This is a genomic window from Flavobacterium sp. 123 (assembly GCF_003634825.1).
Taxonomy (GTDB): Bacteria; Bacteroidota; Bacteroidia; order Flavobacteriales; family Flavobacteriaceae; genus Flavobacterium.
This window is the reverse complement of record NZ_RBXD01000001.1, coordinates 2,032,730-2,049,457: the sequence shown is the minus strand read 5'-3', so window position 1 is coordinate 2,049,457 and position 16,728 is coordinate 2,032,730. Positions and strand designations below refer to the sequence as shown.

The following is a 16,728-nucleotide window of genomic DNA, read 5'->3' as shown; positions in this document are numbered from 1 at the left end:
CTGCCTAGTTACTTTTGCACAATTTACCCAAAGGAAGAAATAAGCTGAATAAAAAATTATATTTTTGAAGAAATTTAAATGCCCTTTCGGCTTGAAAATTATCCTATTGAGAAAAATTTTTCCTTTTTTACTGGTTTTAATACATGCTGGAATTTATGCTCAGGCGGTACGAAAATACTCGAATGAATTCATGAATATTGGTGTGGATGCGGCGGCATTAGGTATGGCAAATACTGTTGTAGCATCGACTATGGATGTTAATTCAGTCTACTGGAATCCTGCAGGTTTAACCCATTTAAGCGACCATCAAGTAGCTGTAATGCATGCCAATTATTTTGCTAATATTGCGCAATACGATTACCTAGCGTATGCCAGTCCTATAGACGATCAAAGTGCATGGGGAATTTCTTTAATTCGTTTTGGCGTAGATGACATCTTGAATACTACTGAATTAATTGATTCAGAAGGGAATATCGATTACAATAGAATTAGTCTTTTTTCGACAGCTGATTATGGCTTTACTTTTTCGTATGCCCGAAAGTTTCCCGTTTCAGGATTTCAATACGGGGTAAATGCTAAAGTAATTCGACGCATTATAGGGAATTTTGCGAATTCTTGGGGATTTGGTTTTGATATTGGACTTCAGTACGAAAAAAATGATTGGCAATTTGGCTTAATGATTCGAGATATCACTACCACTTATAATGTATGGCGTATTGATGAAGTAGAATATCAAAAAATTGCAAATGCCATTCCTGAACAAAACCAAGAATTGCCTGAAAGCACTGAAATTACAGCTCCCAAAATACAATTAGGATTGTCTAAAAAATTCACCATACATTATGATTACAGTGTTATGGCTGCAGCCAATATGAATATGCGTTTTGCCAAAACTAATGATTTGATAACTACCGACTTCATTAGTATTGATCCCGCCCTTGGATTTGAATTTGGCTATACTGATTTAGTTTTTCTACGTGGAGGCTTAGGAAATTTTCAAAATGTACAACAATTTGACAATTCCAAAAAGGTGAGTTTTCAACCCAATATAGGACTAGGTTTTAAGTACAAAGGGATTCAAATTGATTATGCTTTAACCGATTTAGGAAACCAAAGCACCACATTATACTCCAATATATTTTCTGTAAAAGTAGATTTAGGAATGTTTCGAAATTAATAGTAAAACATTCGATTTAGACTTTTGGAAGAATAAAAAACTTTAAAACTCTTTATTATCTTTGAGTATCTTTGCGAAAGAACATTTACTTTTAATAGCAAAATAATGAATTCCTCTTTTCTTAAAAAAATTTCATTTATAGTACTTTTATTTTTAACTATTAACTATAGTTTCAGTCAAAATATCATATTATCAAATCAAGCTCAAGTTAGTGTTTTGACTTGTGGAACTGGCAACGAATCTTATTCTCTATTTGGCCATACTGCAGTTCGAGTAAGCGATCCTGAAAACTTCATAGATGTGGTATACAACTATGGCGCTTTTGATTTTGGCACTCCAAATTTTGTGCTGAAATTCATTAAAGGCGACTTACAATATTTTGCAATCGCGCACTCTTACACTGATTTTATAAATGATTATATTTATGAAAAGAGATCTGTTTACCAACAGGAACTTCAAATCCCAAAAGAGTTAAAACAAAAATTATTTGAAAATTTAAATGCTAGTTTACAGTTAGAAAAACGAAATTACACTTATAAATTCATTGACAAAAACTGTACTTCGATGGTGGTTGATGTCATCAACAAATCATTAAACACAAAAGCTATAGTAAAAAGCTCCGATACTGATATAACTTATAGAACCATACTTTATCCTTATTTTGACAATCATTTTTATGAGAAACTCGGAACAAGTATCATTTTCGGAAAAAAAGTAGACAATTTAGGAACACAGATATTTTTGCCTTTCGAATTACAAAAAAGTTTAAAAACGGCTTCTTTTCAAAATCATCTTCTTGCCAAAGAGAACAAAACTATAATTGAATTTGAAAAAGAAATACCTCAATCTTGGTGGAATAATTTTTACAGTTATATACTTATCCTTGGATTTGTAATTGTAATCAACAAAAAAGGAATTGATATATTTTATCTTGGCCTACTTGCTATATTAGGAATATTGTTTGTATTTGTTGGCTTTTATTCTTTACACAAAGAATTAGAATACAATTACAACATCCTTTTATTCAACCCTACTCTATTAGTATTGGTTTATTTTTATTTTACAAAAAACAACAAATGGATTTATAATCTAGCCTTGGTAAATCTTTCTTGCTTAGCTATTTACCTTACTGTTTTAATTAACAAAGCCCATCTATTAATTGTATTACCTATACTAATAACTAGCCTTGTCGTTTTAGTAAAATTAGTATTGGCTAACAAACGAATTCAAAAAAATTCTTAATCCTTTTTTATTGGCCTCTATAAAACAAAACTGTGGTAATTGTTTTGAAAATGATATTTAAATCTAGGTAAATACTACGATGTTTTATATAATACAAATCATATTGTAGCTTTATTAGACTGTCATCAATTGTCTCTCCATAGGAATAATTTACTTGTGCCCAGCCCGTAAGTCCTGGCTTGATTACATGTCGGGTTTCATAAAACGGCATAAGTTCAGCAATCTCATCCACAAAAACAGCTCGTTCTGGACGAGGTCCAATAACTGCCATTTCCCCTTTTAGGATATTTATAAACTGAGGAAACTCATCTATTCTCGTTTTTCTCAAAAACTTCCCGAAAGAGGTAACTCTAGTATCATTACTAGTTGTAAAAACGGCGCCATTAGACTCCGCATTTTTAACCATAGTTCTAAATTTGAATATTTTGAATATTTTAGCATCTTTCCCTACTCGCTCTTGGGTATAAAACAATTTACCCCTGTTGCCAATAGCATTCCCAAGAAGAATAAAAGGAATAAACAGAAGCCCAATAGCTAAGCCAACACACGAAATTATTATTTCAAAAATCCGTACACCTAATATGTAGAGCTTATTGTTATTACTTCGACTGAATGGAAAAAAACGATAAAAATCTCTAGAAATATATTGAACTGGAATACGGTGTGTTTTACTTTCGTACACTTGCGTGTATTCCCTAATACTATTTCCAGATTCTAATAAACTAATCAGTTGGTGGTATAAATCAATTGTTATCCCTTCTGTTTTTTGAGATGCAATAACAATTTCTGAAATAGAATTTTCTTTGACAAATGAAACCAAATCATTTTTTTTAATATTCCTCACATAATGATAAGCGTTGTCTTCTTTTTCATTACAATCTGAGCTTATATATGCCACAATTTTATAATGCGGATCAATGCTTTCTAAACCAAAAATCAATTCTTCTAATTGCTCTTTATCACAGATTAATATTGCATTTTGAGCAAATCTATTGGAAGCCAAAAAATGAACATAAATCATCCTCCATAAAAACAAAGAACTAAACACTGTCAAATAAAAAACCAACATTTGAATTCTATTTGTAGGTAGTTGTGGCGTGAAAATTGGCGTTAATAAATAAACTAAAACTGTTGTAGATGCGGTAAGTATAGTACTTCTTATAATTTGAAATTGGTTGCTAGCCACTTGAAGATTATACATCTCAAAAATAGTTGCAAAAAAACTAATATAAACCCCAAGAACTATAATCCAACGAGGATTAAATTTTGAAACAATGAAGTAATTAAAATCAAAAAAATAACCTGCTGAATATAATGCTACTAAAACAAAACCAAAATCAAAAAAACGCAGAATGACCTTCCTTTCTGAAATTTCAAAATGTATTTTGTTTTTAAAGAACATTTGAATTATTTAATTTAATTATGTAATATTTCAATTACCCATTAAGATATTTGAACTAATTATTTAGCATAACAATCTTATAATTGCAAAGTTAAAAACTACTAAGAAAGTGGAAAAAAAATAGGTCTAAATGCTAAAATATCTGTTAAAATGCAGACATCTCTATTAAAACAAGTTGATATTTTTAAGTTACTTACTATAAAATAAAATTTACTCCTTTTAATGTATTGCAAACACCTATAAAAATATTTATACTGAAAGCATTTTATCAAAACTAATTATTAAAAAAATGAAGGGGAATTTCATCAGAACGAAGAAATTAAGAAGGTTAAATTCCAAAATACTTTAATAAAATAGTACAGAAATAACTAATTACCTAAATCAAGGAGAAACTCTTTTTTTAGGCAGTACTAATTGAACATTAAGTAACGAAAGTGAATAAACAAAAGCTGGCGCAGCAGTTCTCATAGCCGCATGATTAACAGTCAGAAACCAAAAACAAACAAAACATAATAAGAACATATTGAATTTGTTTTCAAAATACAAAAACAAAGGAGTAAAGAACAATATCATCAAACCTAAAATTCCTAAAGAACCATGTTCTGCAAGCATTCTAGTAATTTCATCATGTGACAATACTTCAATACCTGTTTCTTCTTTACGAACCTCAGCTCCTTTTCCGACACCAACCCCAAAAATTGGATTTTTCAAAAATATATCAATTTCGTTTGCTGCAACTTCTTCTCTACCCGTAAAACTACTTTCTTTTACTCTACCTGCTGCATCTTGATTTGCATAACGCTTATTAATTAATCCTCCTGTCTGAAATGAAGTATATCCCCATACACATAGCATAGCTAATCCTATCATGACAAAAATGTAGTTCAATTTTACTTTTCCATTTCCATTAGACTTTACATATAAAAATAATAATAGCAATAGAATCATTAAAAATCCGGTTATCATGCCTCCTCTAGAAAAGGTAAGCATACCTCTGTAGGTAATATTAACCGCAATAAAAAGATTAAGTATTACTTGAAAAGTAGACTTAGATTCCAAAACAATTCTAGAAAAGAAAATAAACATTCCTAATCCCAAAATAGTAGCTACTTGGTTTGGACCGTATCCACCAGATGTTATGAAATTAGAATCGGTTCCAGTAATTACTTCTCTTACATTTGGAGTAAATAAAGTTAGGTATACCATACAAGTAATAATAGGAAGCCCTAAGCTCAAAAGAATAGTATTCATCTGCACTAATGCTATTTTTTTTCGAAAAGTATACAACGATGCAATAGCAAGACAAACCGGACCAGAGATATTAAAGGCAATAGCTTTCCTGATATTTGTATCAAAATCAAGGACAAAAGTTGAAATAATAACTCCTGGTACTAACAAAATAAGAAATATCCAATAGGGCAAAGCCCCTTTAGAAAAACCACTGAAATACATCCCTACAAACAAAAATAAAATCACTCCATATTTTGTGATTTCATACAATGGATTTCCCCCTGTCATTCTTAAAAAAACCTCACTACCAACAATATATGCTGCTGCTATAAGTACCTCATCATTTTTATTCTGACTTTTAATAATATACCATAACCAAAAGATATAGATTCCATACCCATAAATCTTTGATAAAAATGGCATCATAAAAATTAGTATCCCAATAATAACATGGAGTCCTATAAGGTATAAATAGTTTAAATCTTCTTTTTTCATTGACAATTATATTGCAACCAATTCAAATACTGTTTAAGTATTATTTCCGAAGTAAAATTATCATTTATTGTATGGAATAATTCCTGTCCAAATTTCTTTCTTAATGATTCATTTTCTATTAACTCGATTAATGCCTCACTAAACAATTGATCTTGTAAAGAAGAAACTAAAAATCCATTTTTTCCATGAATGACCAAAGAAGAAATTTCCCCAACATCAGTAACCACAACTGGCTTTTTTTGTTGAGCATATTCTAATAAGGCCATGGGCAATCCTTCAGATTTTGAAGTTAAAATAGCTATAGTAGCTTGGTCTAAAATATTTTTAACATCTTGTTTTGTACCGTAAAGAAAAACATTTTTTTCTAAACCTAACTCAAGGATTTTGCTTTTTATATTAATCGAATAATCATCATAAAAATCTTTTCCTACTAAATGAAATGTCCAGTCAGGATATATTGTTTGTATTTTTTTTGCAACTGCTAAAAGTAAAAAATGATCTTTTTGTTCCCTTAAATTAGCCATACAAACAATTTGCTTTTCTGGAGTACCTTTCAACAAAGTTTCATCAGAACATTCATATTTTTCTGCTGGAAAATTAGGCAAATAAATAGTGTTCTTAAAATGGAGTTTACTTTCTGACCAATCCATAAGTTTTTTATTTACAGAAATAATACCTCTAAAAAAAGGTATAACAAATTGTAATACAAGAGCTGGCCTTTTATTTAAAAATTCACTACCTCCATAATGGTCATGCCAAATTAATACTATCGAAGGACACCCAATTTTTAATAAAAAAGCTAAAAAAAAGGAAGTGCTATGAGCTTGTATATGAGTTACCTTATTCTCAACTATGTATTTGCGTAATTTGACCAATGCCTTATAGTCAAAGGTCTTTTTTCTATCCAAATAAAAATAAGAAACACCAGTATCAATCTGATCAAAAAGAGCTCCTTCCTTTCTGGTCACTACCAAACCTGAGAACTCAATCCTATCAGCAAGTGCATTAGCATAATTAACAGCCATACGCTCAGCACCACCGGCCTCAAGAGAATCTATAATTTGAACTATACGCATCTTTGTTTTATCTATTCTGATTGTAAATTTTAGTTTGAATTAGCTAAAATACTATACAGAAGTTTGAATTATTTCGAATTCAATATTTCTAAAATCTCTTTTTCAAAAAAATCTAAGGTATACTTTCTTGACCAATTTGAAGCTTCAATTCGTTTCTTGTCAAAATCTGTTGCATTACTCAAAAGAGTTTGTATCTGCCTTACATCTTTTTCTAAATCCATTGTCAACAGAACACCTCTCTCTCCATAATTTAACATATACGGAGTACAAGATACTGAGGACGAAATAGGAACACATCCCCAGAACATTCCTTCTGCAATAACCTTGGGCCAACCTTCACTCTCAGATGGTAACACCACAAAATGACTGTTTTGATATGCTGATTTTACTGTTTCAAAATTTTCATTTCCTTGTAAACTAATGATGTTTTGCAATTGATGCTCTTTTATATAAGACATTAATTTTCCTCTTTCAACACCTTCGCCAAATAATTTGAGTCGAACATCAAATCCTTTTCTATATAAATCCTCAACTAATTGAATAGCATATAATGGTCTTTTACCAGAAACTAAAGTCCCCACAAAAATAAAATCAACAGTTGAATATAGCATTAAATTTCGCAAAGGAACTTTCTCTGATTCTGAATAGGTTGCCGTAAAAAAAGGGACTACATGCTTAGAAACTCCCTCCCAACTTCCATAAACCAAAACCTGCATATTCCGAGTTAAGAACGCATTATTTAAAATCCATTGTTGCAATTTATAAGTCCAAGGTTGTTTTGATTTAGAATCCCAATTGCCTGCATATTTAGCTGTTTTTGGTTTATTAGGAAACAAAATTTGGATAAAACAACCCAACAATCCTACATTTCCAGGACAACGCAAATGAATGTGATCTGCTTTTTGCATCGCAGAAAAAATATGCCAACTAATTCTTGGTATTTTATAAATAGAAAGCGCAATTGATTTGAGATTTAAAACATCAAAACTGTCAATCTTTATAAAATTAATATTTTTATGATTGTAAGAGCTTTCTATTGGACTTAGTTTCCCTTCCTCTTGAGGTGCTACTAAAATAATTTCTTCAGCATATTTTGACCAAACATTCATTTCTCGCACATACGGAGAATAAGCATAATATTTGCTATCCTTTAAAATATGAGGAACAAAAGTTATAATAGCAAATTTCATTACTTTTCTAATTTTGGTTTATTAAACAACAAACTCCACCACCCAATAGTTCTTCCAATTGCTTCTGTCAATGCTGCTGCTTTTTTATTTGTAGTCAGTGCATTACTGTATCGAATCATTGTTAAAAGAATAGTGATTGAATGCCATTTTATTTTAGCATTCAGCTGTGGTTTTGGATTCTTAATCCGCCAAACATACCAACCATTCCGAACTACCATTTTTCCATATTGGTATTGGTTAGGTCTTCCTGAAACTGCATGATAATGATTCAGTTTTGCAGCGGTATTTACATATAAATTTCCTGTTTTAGCAAGTCGTAATGTAAAATCTGCATCTTCATATAATCCATATCCTTCAAAATAAGTGGAGAATTGTAACTTATTAAAAACTAATTTTCTAAAAGAAGAAACACCTCCCATTAGCATTTCAACCTGATATATTTTCCCACTTGGAGGTAAAAAACCGATACTTCGTCCATGTGAATATAAAGAGGAATATCCTGGAGGACAATCACTGTCTAATCCCATTTTTTTTCTAAGAACGAAACGACTACTATCTTTTCTTTTCCATCCATCAAAAAAATACTCACTTATTTTTGGTTGATAATTATTGCCTACAAATTCGAAAGCAATTACATCATCAATTATAAAACCTCCAACACCTAAAGCTTCTGGATAAATTGCATAGGTATTCAGAAGTTGTTCAAAATAATCATTTTCTAAAACCGTATCATCATCTAAAAAACAAACTACGTCCATTTCATCTTCAACTCTTTCAATTCCAAAATTTCTTTGTTTTGTGAGCCCTCGATTTTCTGGAGAAACTTTAAAATAATTTAAATTTTGAAATACATTTTCTTCCAAAATACTTTTTGTTTCATTATTTGTCGAGCCGTCTATAATTAAAATCTCGTCCGGATATACTGTTTGTTCCTGAACCGATTGCAATAATTTGAGCAACGGCTTAGGACGCATGTAAGTACAAATAATCAGAGAAAATTTCATGATAGCATATTTAATTTATTTGCCCATAATACACTCTGATTCCATTGTTTTTGAAACATTTTAAAATAACTATATGGATTTTTAATGTCTTGATATTTATAATATTTAAAGAACAAAGTGGTTTTATAAGCTCGGAGTTGTTCCCTAGAATTGTAAGTCTTTCTATACAACATAACTGTTGGTGATGGCTTAGGCTGTATGCTTTCTTTTTGCCATAACAATACTGACTCAGTTCTAAATCCTCCTATTGGGGCTTTTAAATGCAGTATTTTAGGCTCTGGTAAGTAAATTACATCGTGCCCATTATTTCTTAGCATCATTCCAAAGTCACTATCCTCACCATATCCAAACTCATATTGTTTTGAAAAAAAAGTATCTTTCAAACTTTCTGAATTCACAAAACTACATCCAGAACCAAAGCTACCCCATTGAAAAATGTCATTAAATATTTGGCGCTGCCCTTTTTGTAAACAACAAATCGAGACTACTTCGGCTCCAATACTTTTAATATTTATAAAAGCTTTTTCAACGAATTCTCTTTCAATTCTAATATCATCATCAGCAAAAAAAACCCATTCACTTTCAACCTGAGATAAAGCTAAATTTCGAGCATTACAAGCACCTGCTTGATGTATAAAAGTATGTTTAATTTTAAAAGGCCATATTTCTGTAGTCAAATAATCTAATTCTGATATACTATTGGGTAATGGATTTTGTTCTACTATTATAACATTTATAGGCAAATGAGTTTGCTTAGATAAATCTTGCAAAATAGCATACAAAAACTTTTTCCGACCTATTGTAGGGATAATTACATCAATAGTGTTATCTATTGTTGTCTTCAAAGTAGATTGTACGGGAATAGTATTTAACTGTAGCTTATTGTTTTTTCGGGTTTTATAAAATATTGAAACGCCAAAAGGAAGTAGCGGAAATTGTTTCTCGAATACCATTAAATTCAATATGAGTAATACTAACCAGCGCTTTTTATAATGTTGTTTTACAAACTTGAATAGAGTATAAATGGATGCTTCTTTATAAACAATTACACCTTCATAAGAACTCAATAATTTAGGTTCCGAATAACATAATAATCCTAAAGGCATACACACTTTAGCAACAGAATTTAGGTAATAATCAAAATCTAAATCTTGTTTTATTTTACCTTTTATTTTAATAAGTAATGAAGCATGAACTACACCGACGATACTACTCATCTGCCAAGTAGGATAGGAGACATTCTTATTCATTTTAATAAATAGAGATTGCTCAACATAACCAATTTTCCTCCCTAAAAAGTTCATTCCGTTAGGCAGATAAGAGAGCATCATTTTATTATGATGAAAAATAGAGTTTATATCTTTTAAATTAAGAAAATCTTGAAACTCTTCTTTGCACCAAACAATTTTTGATTCTGGAAATAGAGTAGCTAACAAGCATATACCTTTAGAAATTGAAACATTATAATCAAAGGGAGATAAGTAATTTCCATCTGAAACAATTTTAGAAATTCGATTATTTTTATGATATACTACAATCAAAGCTTATTTTATTAAAGTTTCATAAAAACGGAGATTTTCTCTGGAGATTTTTTCAATATCAAAAAGATTTTCTACCCGTTTTCTAGCATTTTCCCCTAATTGTTTTGCTAATAAATTATCTTCTAAAATAGCATTAATTTTTGCTGCATATTCAATATGATTTTTAGGATACACTAAGAAACCACTTTCACCATCTATAATTAGTTCTTTTGCCCAATCAAAATTACTATTTACAATAGGCTTTTGCATCGCCATCGACTCAATAGTTACCATCCCTAACGTTTCTGCAAAAGTAGGAAAAACACAGACTTGAGCTTTTTTTATATATGACTGTACTTCATGATAAGGAATTTTACCAAGATAGCTTACTTTTTCCAAGTCTTCAGACTGAAATTGTTGCTGTAAAAGATGCCAAGTAGATTGTGATTGCGTAGCAATATCAGACGAATCTTCTCCAATCAAGATTAGTTTAGCCTCAGGATGCTGCTTTCTAACTAAATTAAAAATTTCAGATAATTCGTAAACTCCTTTTTTTCGGATAATTGTTCCAATGTATAAAATCAAACCTTTCTCATAAACTCCAGGATTTAAATTCTCAAATTTATTTAGTTCGAGTCCGTAATGAATAGTTTTTATAATTTTATTTTTAATTCCAAACAATTTTCGAGAAACCTCTCCTGCAAAAGTTGTTGGAGCAATAAAAGCTTTCGCTTTTTGAACAGCTAATTTTTCAAACCAAAAATTCTTTAGTTTTTGGTGGCGATTTTCAAGATGACAAAAGTAGGTATCACTACCATGAAAACGAATGACTAATGGGATTTTAAGTTTCATAAAAGAAGTAATACCTGTCCAATCTGGCGCTTCTACTATATCAATTTCTTGATTTTCATATAAAGTATTTAGTATTCTTTGAAGTTTTTTTCTGGTAAGATACCACGAAATTCCTTTCCGTTTTACATTTTGTATTTGTTGAACACAAATACCATTGTCTTCAAAAACGGCATCTTCTTTTTGCCCATATACCAATATCCGAACAGAACAGCCTTGCTTTATAAGTCCTAAAGCTAAGTTTTTAATACTCGTGCCTATCCCTCCAGAGTTTCCTGTTTTATAATGCGGGTATTCTGGTGTTAGAAAAGCAATTTTCATGAAAAACAATTAAATTATTGAAATTGAAAGATATATCAATTTCAGTATTACTGCACAACTTATTTCTTAAAAAAATCTCGTACTATTATGGCCGTAAATTTTCTAGCTCCTGTATCATTCATATGACCACAAGAAGAGAAATATTGATCTCCTTGAACTACGCCCTCATAATTGTGAATTTCAGGATAAATTTTCCTCACTTTATCAAAATAATCCATACCTACCACATTAGAACACATTGGTGTCATAACAGCAATCATATTGATATTGTTGTCTTTACAAATTTGCTTTATCTCTTCATAATATTTATTATGCAGCGGCTTTAGATTAGCAATATTATTTTTCATATTGCCTTTTTTGTTTCCTAAAGCATGATATCCTAATTTTTCTAAATAACTTGTAGGTTCTTTTTTAATTGTTTTATACATCTCTCTAAATCCAATTCTAGTATCAAATGCTACATATCTATAAAAGGGAATGTAATACAATTGATAAAAATCTTCTTCTTTAGAAAAATGATCCGAAATTGTCTTGGACTGATGAATATATGGAAGAAACTGTGCAGAAATACCATCCGCCCTATGTTCGTTGGAAATATTTAAATCTGTTTCAATAATAAGATTTTTAATCTTGTAGTTTCGCTCTATCATTAATTTTAACATCAATGAAGCTTCAAATAAATGAGAACCACTCATTCCAAAGTTAAAGGTCTTCAATCCTTTTTCTTCGAACATTGGCGCCACAAAATGATTGTTTGCCCTAGAAGAACCAAGAATAATTACATCATACTTTCTATCCTTTGAATTATATATATAATTAACCTTTCCTCTATGAGAAGATTGCAAATAAACTGCTGTATAGATTAGGTCCAATGCAACTGATAACAAAACTATTAACAGTAAAACTAGACCTATTAGTCTTAAAAATTTTTTCATTAAAATTGAAAATAAATAAATTCTTTATAATCTGAAAAGGTTCCAAGGGCTATAATAGCAGCAATACATAATGCTAATTTTAGACTACTGTACCTTCCTGAAATAGGTTCAACTTGAGTTCGACTGTTCCATTCAACTAAAATAAATGGAATAATCAAAAGTATAATCTCATAATTATACCGTTCGTTTTCTAAATATTGTGACTGAAAAACTTGATTTGTAAAAATACGAGCTATATAATTAAAGGCTTCTCCAATAGAGTTCGCTCTAAAAAAAATCCAAGCTAAACAGGTTAATGCAAAAGTGCTAATCATACTAAAGAACACTTTGAATGAATCAATATTCCAATGCAATTGAACTATTTCCATATTGGTTCTATTCCTTTTTAAAAGTAATAATGGCAAAAAATATAGAGCATTAATAAATCCCCAAGCAATAAAAGTCCAATTAGCTCCATGCCAAAATCCACTTACCAAAAAAATCACGAAGGTATTCCGAATCTTCATTGCCATCCCTCCACTACTTCCTCCTAAAGGAATATATAAATAATCTCGGAACCATGACGAAAGTGAAATATGCCAACGACGCCAAAATTCAGCAATATCCCTCGAGAAATAAGGATAATTAAAATTTCGCAACAAATCAATTCCAAATAATTTTGACATTCCTAAAGCCATATCGGAATAACCCGAAAAATCTCCATAAATCTGGAATGCAAAATAAAAAGCTCCTAGTAATAAGGATAACGAATTCATAGATTGATAATGATCAAAAATGGCATTTGCATAGGTAGCACAAGTATCTGCTATAACTACTTTTTTGACTAATCCCCAGATAAATTGGTAAATGCCTTCTTTTGCTTTTTCAAAATCAAAAGTTCTTTTTACCTTAACTTGTGGCAATAAGTGCGTGGCTCTTTCAATCGGACCAGCCACCAATAATGGAAAATAACTCACAAAAAGTGAATAATCTACAAAATTATATTCGGCCTTAATCCGTTTGTAGTAGATATCAATTACATAAGATAAGCCATGAAAAGTATAGAACGAAATTCCCACGGGAAGAATTACATGAAGCAATAACGGACTTGTTTTTAAACCAAAACCATTTAACAAATCTGAAAATGAGTTGGCAAAAAAGTTATAGTATTTAAAAATTCCTAAAAATCCTAAATTAACGATTATACTCAACCAAAACCAAAATTTTCGCCCCGACTCCGATTTGCTTTTTTCAATTCTAATACCCGTATAATAATCTAAAAGAGTAGAAAAAACCAATAAAAACAGAAAGCGCCAATCCCAACAAGAATAGAAATAATAGCTTGCTAGTATAAGTAATGCATTTTGTGTGCTTTTTGTTTTATTGAAAACAAACCAATAGAACAAAAATACAATTGGTAAAAAAAGAGCAAAGGATAAAGAATTAAAAAACATAAATAATTTAACTGATTTAAAAATGTAAAATTAAGATTTATTATCCAATACTAAAGCGAAGTGATTTTCAACCATTTTTTCTAATGAAAAATGACACTAAATAATTATCTAAAGAAAATTTATTTCCTGTTTAAGGTTAAAAATTAGTCGTAAAAAATTTCGGTTGATTCAATTATTAAATCGATATAATGTATTAGCTATCTGCTTACAAGTATCTTCTAACTTTTTACCTATTTGTAAATCAATCATTGTTTTTCTTTGAGCAGTCCTTTCTTTTGGATAAAGTAGCGATTGATTGATTTGAGCTATTAGTTCTTCTTCATTTTTTGCAACAGTCACTGATCCGCTGTCAATTACTTTTTTTAAATGATTATAACCTAAAAATCGTTGGTCATCATACAAACCGTTCTCTTTATTACCAAAAACAGTATTAATTACCGGTTTATCAAAAAGCATAAAATCTAAGCTCATTGTAGAACACATATTAATATTCAGATCTACATATTCTAAAACAGCTCTCAAATCTTTAATATCTTCCTCTGATGGAACACGCTGCGACCAGCTTTCAGAATGATTTTCACGAGTTAAAATCCATTTTGGATTATTCCAAATGATTTCAGGGAATTCTTCTTTTATATTTGCAAAACGTTCAGCCCCTTCTGCCGGTGAGGTTCGCACCAAAAATTGACATGAAGAGGTAATTTTTTTATCCCGAAGAGCAGTAGCAATAGTTTTAATAATTAGCGGGTCATTTTTGCCAATACTAGCATCTGCACAGCTGAAACAAATAGTTTTTAACTCCGTATTTAAATCAAATTTCAAATAGAAATCCTCCTGTTCTGTTTTGTATTTTTCCATTACATAAGGTTCAAACTGGGGCGTCCCTACCACTTTTACACTTTCCGCTTTCACTTTTGGATAAAAATGAAGCAGTTCTTTTTTCATTAAATCGCTCCAAACCAAAAAATAATCAAAAGCACCTAACATTCTCCCTTTTGATGCTAGATTATCCCAACTGAAAATAAAAGTACTTACTGGTATTTGTAATTTTATTGTAGCATATAAAAAAGGGGCTAAATAAGGAGGCCTTTGGTGCGTAAAAAAAACATGGGAAGGCTTGTCTTCTTTGAGTAATTTTAAATAGGATTGAGTAATTTTATTTTTCGAAAAAGAAATAAATTGTAATTTTTCGGCTAATGCAATACTCGAATCAGAATGAATGAAACGGGTAAAAAAATAAATACTTTTAATTAGTAAGGAACGAATCGAATTAGTCTTGGGATAGCCTGAATCCAAATTATCTTTCATCCCATAAAAAGATTTATACTTTTGCAAATGTGCTAATTCTTTCCATTTTCTAAAAACCCAAGTTGGTTTTCCTTCAATAAAAACATCCAATTCTCTTATTGTAACTTTAGAATGTGAAATGGAATGATATGCATCAATAGGTAAGCCGGAATAAATAGTTACCGAATCAAATTGTTGGATTGCTTCAACTATGAAATCACTCATAATAAAGTTTCTAAACCCAACTCCATCTGTTATTACAACACCTAATTTATTCATTATATATCTCTAAATTGTTTTTGATGATTAATGGCCCAAGTATCTTTATTTTGTAAAGCCTCAAGGAATAATACGGTACTATTTCCTTGACCAAAATCAGATTTTGTCTTTTCAACTTGGTGATTATAGATAATTTTCAAAGCTTCACTAATACTATTTAAGTTATAATCGACATTAATAATTTCTGCATGCACAGCTCTATTTTGTTGACGTGTCCCAATATTGATGATAGGAATTCCATAATAAGGAGCTTCACGTATTCCTGCGCTGCTATTCCCTATTATAAATTGTGCATTTTTAAGTAAAGTCAAAAAATACTCAAATCGTAAGGAAGGAAAAATTCTGAATCGACTATGGTTGACCAATTTTTTATATGCTTCTAAAATAGTATTTGTACCCAAATCATTATTAGGAAAAACAACAACATAATTATGCGTGTCGTTCAATAAGGCTTGAACAAAATCATTTGCATATCGTTCCATTTCTTTTGCTTCAGTTGTTACTGGATGAAACATAGCAATGGCATAACTATCAAAAGTAATTTGATAATAGGTCTTAGCAACATCCAAGTTAGGCAATGTATTTGAAAACATAATATCAATATCTGGTGAACCTATTGCGTGTATGGAAGAATTGATTTCACCCATTTGTTTCAATCGATTGGCTGCATTTTCATTGGAAACAAAATGAATATGGCTCAATTTACTAACACTATGACGAATTAACTCATCAACTGTCCCCGAGATTTCTCCTCCCTCAATATGAGCCACTAAAATATTATTCAAAGACCCTACAATAGCTCCAGCTAGTGTTTCTACTCGATCTCCATGAACAATAATCATATCTGGATTAATTGTTTTACTATAAGCAGAAAGTCCTTCGATGGTTTTAGCCAAAGTCAAATCCATAGTAGTTTCGTGGGTATGATTTTCGAAAGCATGAACGTTCTCGAAATGGCATCTTTCGATTTCAATAAGTGTATATCCATACTCTTTTTGCAAGTGCATGCCTGTAACAAAAACAAAAACTTCAAATCCTTGCTGTTTTTCAAGAATTTGAATCAGGGATTTTATTTTACTAAAATCAGCACGAGTTCCTGTAAGGAATAGGATTTTTTTCATTTAAAAATATAATATTATTTTTTATCTATCACGTTGAGCGCAGTTTAGATCGTTTATTTCATCAATTCAATCTGTCACGTCGAGCGCAGTCGAGACACTTTAGCGTATTATTTTGAATCTCGACTTAGCCTGTCCTGAGCGAAGCCGAAGGGCTCGATTTGACAACC

The 16,728-nt window shown here is 30.6% G+C and carries 13 protein-coding genes; 2 read left to right on the top strand and 11 right to left on the bottom strand.

The window, feature by feature from the left end:
- The first annotated feature begins 190 nt into the window (after positions 1-190).
- Together C8C88_RS08955 and C8C88_RS08950 are read left to right on the top strand one after the other, a co-directional pair.
- On the top strand, positions 191-1,177 hold the full coding sequence (locus C8C88_RS08955) for a PorV/PorQ family protein (RefSeq protein WP_121338624.1): 987 nt from the start codon (positions 191-193) through the stop codon (positions 1,175-1,177).
- A gap of 105 nt (positions 1,178-1,282) precedes the next feature.
- Positions 1,283-2,419 carry a DUF4105 domain-containing protein gene (locus tag C8C88_RS08950; RefSeq protein ID WP_121337758.1) on the top strand — a complete coding sequence of 379 codons (1,137 nt, stop codon included), beginning with the start codon at positions 1,283-1,285 and terminating at the stop codon, positions 2,417-2,419.
- A gap of 7 nt (positions 2,420-2,426) precedes the next feature.
- Here C8C88_RS08950 and C8C88_RS08945 read toward each other — a convergent pair whose 3' ends face one another.
- From C8C88_RS08945 to neuC, 11 genes are all read right to left on the bottom strand, one after another.
- Entirely contained in the window at positions 2,427-3,821 is a 1,395-nt protein-coding gene (locus tag C8C88_RS08945; protein ID WP_121337757.1) for an exopolysaccharide biosynthesis polyprenyl glycosylphosphotransferase, read from the bottom strand.
- 381 nt (positions 3,822-4,202) lie between these two features.
- Positions 4,203-5,546 (bottom strand): O-antigen ligase, encoded by a 1,344-nt coding sequence (locus C8C88_RS08940; protein WP_121337756.1) that lies wholly within the window; start codon positions 5,544-5,546, stop codon positions 4,203-4,205.
- Positions 5,543-6,622, bottom strand: a complete 1,080-nt coding sequence (locus C8C88_RS08935; protein ID WP_121337755.1) for a glycosyltransferase — start codon at positions 6,620-6,622, stop codon at positions 5,543-5,545. Before C8C88_RS08935 ends, C8C88_RS08940 begins: the two co-directional genes overlap by 4 nt.
- 68 nt (positions 6,623-6,690) lie before the next feature.
- Positions 6,691-7,812 carry a glycosyltransferase gene (locus C8C88_RS08930; RefSeq protein ID WP_121337754.1) on the bottom strand — a complete coding sequence of 374 codons (1,122 nt, stop codon included), beginning with the start codon at positions 7,810-7,812 and terminating at the stop codon, positions 6,691-6,693.
- The gene (locus tag C8C88_RS08925; protein ID WP_121337753.1) at positions 7,812-8,816 is read right to left on the bottom strand and encodes a glycosyltransferase family 2 protein; all 1,005 of its coding nucleotides are present in this window, start codon (positions 8,814-8,816) and stop codon (positions 7,812-7,814) included. The genes C8C88_RS08930 and C8C88_RS08925 overlap by 1 nt, the downstream gene beginning before the upstream one ends.
- Positions 8,813-10,357: a glycosyltransferase family 2 protein gene (locus tag C8C88_RS08920; protein WP_121337752.1), complete on the bottom strand. Its 1,545-nt coding sequence runs from the start codon at positions 10,355-10,357 to the stop codon at positions 8,813-8,815. Before C8C88_RS08920 ends, C8C88_RS08925 begins: the two co-directional genes overlap by 4 nt.
- Before the next feature lie 3 nt (positions 10,358-10,360).
- Entirely contained in the window at positions 10,361-11,506 is a 1,146-nt protein-coding gene (locus C8C88_RS08915; RefSeq protein WP_121337751.1) for a glycosyltransferase family 4 protein, read from the bottom strand.
- 59 nt (positions 11,507-11,565) lie between these two features.
- On the bottom strand, positions 11,566-12,441 hold the full coding sequence (locus tag C8C88_RS08910) for a hypothetical protein (RefSeq protein WP_121337750.1): 876 nt from the start codon (positions 12,439-12,441) through the stop codon (positions 11,566-11,568).
- Entirely contained in the window at positions 12,441-13,874 is a 1,434-nt protein-coding gene (locus C8C88_RS08905) for an MBOAT family protein (RefSeq protein ID WP_121337749.1), read from the bottom strand. The genes C8C88_RS08910 and C8C88_RS08905 overlap by 1 nt, the downstream gene beginning before the upstream one ends.
- 168 nt (positions 13,875-14,042) lie before the next feature.
- A complete protein-coding gene (locus C8C88_RS08900; protein WP_121337748.1) occupies positions 14,043-15,440 on the bottom strand; it encodes a hypothetical protein in 1,398 nt (465 codons plus the stop codon).
- Entirely contained in the window at positions 15,440-16,561 is a 1,122-nt protein-coding gene (gene neuC / locus C8C88_RS08895) for a UDP-N-acetylglucosamine 2-epimerase (protein ID WP_121337747.1), read from the bottom strand. The genes C8C88_RS08900 and neuC overlap by 1 nt, the downstream gene beginning before the upstream one ends.
- Positions 16,562-16,728: the final 167 nt, after the last annotated feature.